Below are 3,527 nucleotides of genomic sequence, written 5' to 3' on the forward strand. Positions count from 1 at the left end.
GGACAAGGCCGCCATCAACACCGCAGCCGTGGCCCGGCCGGACGTGATCGACGAGATCACCAGGCACTTCGGCTCCCAGGTCCTGGTGCTCTCCCTCGACGCCCGCCGGACCCGTCCGGGCTCGCAACCCACCCCGTCCGGCTTCGAGGTCACCACGCACGGCGGACGGCAGGGGACCGGCATCGACGCGATCGCCTGGGCGCGGGAAGCGGCCGACCGCGGGGTGGGTGAAATCCTGTTGAACTCGATCGACGCCGACGGCACCAAGGACGGCTTCGATCTGGAACTGATCCGCCTCGCGCGGGCGGGGGTCAAGGTCCCGCTCATCGCCTCCGGCGGCGCCGGCAAGCCGGAGCACTTCCCGCCGGCCGTGGCAGCGGGCGCCGACGCCGTCCTGGCGGCCTCGGTCTTCCACTTCGGCCCGCTGGACATGATCGCGCAGGTCAAGGCCGCGATCCGCGACGCAGGCTTCGAAGTCCGCTAGTCCCCACCCGCCGGGTTCCCTGGCCGAGCTTGCGAGGCTAGTGCGCGGATGGGCATTTGAGGTCCGCTAAGAATCGTTGGTTGTGCCYGGGCCCACGCCCGCCGGGTTCCCTGGCCGAGCTTGCGAGGTTAGGGCGCGGGTGGGGATTAGAGGCCGACTTCGGCGGACTGCAGGAGCGCGACAGCGTCCGGCTGGCCTTCAAAGGTCACGAGGGCGTGGCGGGTGCGGCCGTGGGCGTGCATGAGCAGCTCGCCCGGTTCGCCGACGATGGCCACGGACACGGGGGCGCGTTTGGCGACATGCCGCGGACCCGAGGGGCTCACCAGCACGATGCCCAGATCCACGCCGCGGTACAGGATSGCKGCCCGCTTGACGAGCTCATCCCACAGSGCGTCCGARTAGKCCTGGTCCAGGGCGCGCGGGGCCCAGCGGTCCACGGCGCGGCGGACGTCCTCGGTGTGCACAAAGTACTCGATCAGGTTGGAGCTTTCGTCCAGCGCCTTGATCCGCAGCGGGGACAGCGCCGGGGGACCGGCCCGGAAGTCGTTGACCAGCTTGGCGTAGTCCTCGGTGGTCTTCAAGGTGTCCGCCAGTTCGGCCGTCGCCTGGTCCGAGGCCTTGGACAGGCGCTTGATCAGCAGGCCCAGTCCGACGGCGATTTTCCGCTCGCGCAGGTACAGGTGCGCGGCAAGATCGCGGGTGAGCCAACCTGTGCAGAGCGTGGCGGCATCAGGGCCGGCCGCCAGCAGGGTTTCGGCCAGGACTTCTCGGGACGGTTCGACGAAATGCATCACTTGTGAAACTAGCACGAGACGGCCGTGCGTGGGCACAGGAATCGCCGCCGCAACCGCGCCCGGCCGCATGATGCGGGGCCGGACCGCGGCGCCGGGCCGATTGGCGCGCCAGTGTTAAGCGGCGGGACCTGTCCGCAGGCCGGCGACCGGCCCGGAGGCACTAGACTTGATCTGATGTCTGAGCAGCCCGCCTCCGCCCCCAGTCCCATCAACGGCAGCGCCATTAACGGCAGCGCCGTCGATCGCAGTCCCGTCAGCGGCAGCCCCCTCCCGGCCGGACTGGCGGACGCGCTCAAGCGCGACAGCGCCGGCCTGGTGGCCGCCATCGTCCAGCAATTCGACACCCACGAGGTGCTGATGCTGGGCTGGATGGACGACGAGGCGCTGCACCGCACCCTGACCAGCGGGCGCGTGACCTTCTTTTCGCGCTCCCGCCAGGAGTACTGGCGCAAGGGAGACACCTCCGGGCACGTGCAATGGGTCAAGTCGCTCGCCATGGACTGTGACGGCGATGCGCTGCTGGTGCGGGTCGACCAGGTCGGCGCGGCCTGCCACACCGGGACCCGCACGTGCTTCGACGGCCGCGAGCTCGACGCCGTCGTTGGCCACGGAGGCTAGGCGCCCGGCACACCGGCAGAGCGCCCCGGCGCTTCCACAGCTTCACGAACCGGACCCCAGGCAGGATCCCATGACCGGATCCGGTCGCAGGTCCACCTAAAGAACAGGCGGAAAGCACAGCCATGCAGGACCTTGGAATCATCAGCCCCGGCCTCGAAGAGTTCCGCGAACTCGCAGGCCACAGCCGCGTCATCCCCGTCCGGCTCAAGGTGCTGGCTGACGCCGAAACCCCAATCGGGCTCTACCGCAAGCTCGCCCATGGGCAGCCCGGAACGTTTCTGATGGAATCTGCGGCGGTCGGCGGCGCCTGGTCGCGCTATTCCTTCATCGGCTCCCGCTCCCGGGCGACCCTGACCACCAAGGACGGCAGCGCGCACTGGCTGGGCGAGCCCCCGGTCGGTGTGCCCCTGGACGGCAACCCCGTGGACGCCATCCGCGACACCGTCGCCGCGCTGCGCACCGAGCGCTTCGACGGCCTCCCGCCGTTCACCTCGGGACTGGTCGGGTTCCTGGGTTGGGAAACCGTCCGGCACTGGGAGAAACTGACCAGCCCGCCGGAGGACGATCTCCAACTGCCGGAAATGGCCCTCAACCTGGTCACCGACATGGCGGTCCACGACAACATGGACGGCACCGTCCTGCTGATCGCCAACGCCATCAACTTCGACAACAGCACCGAACGGGTCGACGACGCCTGGCATGACGCCGTCGCCCGCGTCAAAGCCCTGCTCGAAAAGATCAGCCGCCCCGTGGAGCAGCCGGTCTCCGTGCTGGAGACGGCTGCCCTGGATTTCGCGTCCAGTGTGCAGGAGCGTTGGGACGAAACCGAGTACCTGGCCGCCCTGGACCGCGGCAAGGAAGCGATCGTGGACGGTGAGGTCTTCCAGGTGGTGATCTCCCGCCGCTTCGAAATGGAGTGCGGCGCCGACCCCCTCGACGTCTACCGGGTCCTGCGGAACACCAACCCCAGCCCCTACATGTACCTCTTCAGCTTCGAGGACGCCGCGGGCCGCGAATACACGATCGTCGGCTCCTCGCCGGAGGCCCTCGTCACAGTGACAGGGGACGAAGTCATCACCCACCCCATCGCCGGCTCACGCCCGCGCGGCAAGACGGTCGAGGCGGACAAGGCCCTGGCCGAGGAACTGCTGGCGGACGAGAAAGAACGCGCCGAGCACCTGATGCTGGTCGACCTGTCCCGCAACGACCTCTCGAAGGTCTGCGTGGCAGGATCCGTCGACGTCACGCAATTCATGGAAGTGGAGCGCTTCAGCCACATCATGCACCTGGTGTCCACCGTGGTCGGCGAGCTCGCCCCGGCCGCCAAGGCCTACGACGTGCTCAAGGCCACGTTCCCGGCCGGCACCCTCTCCGGCGCCCCGAAGCCGCGGGCCCTGCGCCTGCTGGACGAACTTGAACCGCACCGGCGCGGCATCTATGGCGGCGTGGTGGGGTATCTGGACTTCGCCGGGGACATGGACATGGCGATCGCCATCCGGTCGGCCCTGCTCCGGGAGGGACGCGCGTACGTCCAGGCCGGCGGCGGGATCGTCGCAGATTCGGTGAACCCGACCGAGGCCCAGGAAACCGTGAACAAGGCCGCCGCCCCGCTGCGCGCCGTGCACACCGCC

General features: G+C 69.2%; 4 protein-coding genes. 3 read left to right on the plus strand and 1 reads right to left on the minus strand.

Annotated features, from left to right (window positions below):
- A partial coding sequence (gene hisF / locus AC1D1S_RS20155; protein WP_476995328.1) for an imidazole glycerol phosphate synthase subunit HisF occupies positions 1-484 on the plus strand: 484 nt, incomplete at its 5' end.
- Positions 485-630: 146 nt separating this feature from the next.
- On the opposite strand, the gene AC1D1S_RS20160 is transcribed toward hisF, so the two are convergent.
- Positions 631-1,275, minus strand: a complete 645-nt coding sequence (locus AC1D1S_RS20160) for a TIGR03085 family metal-binding protein (protein WP_476995330.1) — start codon at positions 1,273-1,275, stop codon at positions 631-633.
- 177 nt (positions 1,276-1,452) lie between these two features.
- On the opposite strand from AC1D1S_RS20160, the gene hisI reads away from it, so the two are divergent.
- The gene (gene hisI / locus AC1D1S_RS20165; protein WP_476943875.1) at positions 1,453-1,896 is read left to right on the plus strand and encodes a phosphoribosyl-AMP cyclohydrolase; all 444 of its coding nucleotides are present in this window, start codon (positions 1,453-1,455) and stop codon (positions 1,894-1,896) included.
- Positions 1,897-2,018: 122 nt separating this feature from the next.
- On the plus strand, positions 2,019-3,527 hold a 1,509-nt coding region (locus tag AC1D1S_RS20170; RefSeq protein ID WP_476995329.1), incomplete at its 3' end, for an anthranilate synthase component I.

The organism is Arthrobacter sp. P1_A5, from assembly GCF_056406825.1.

Excerpts from the sequence above, each read along its gene's own strand:
- hisI (WP_476943875.1), top strand. The coding sequence starts at position 1,453 with ATGTCTGAGCAGCCCGCCTCCGCCCCCAGTCCCATCAACGGCAGCGCC.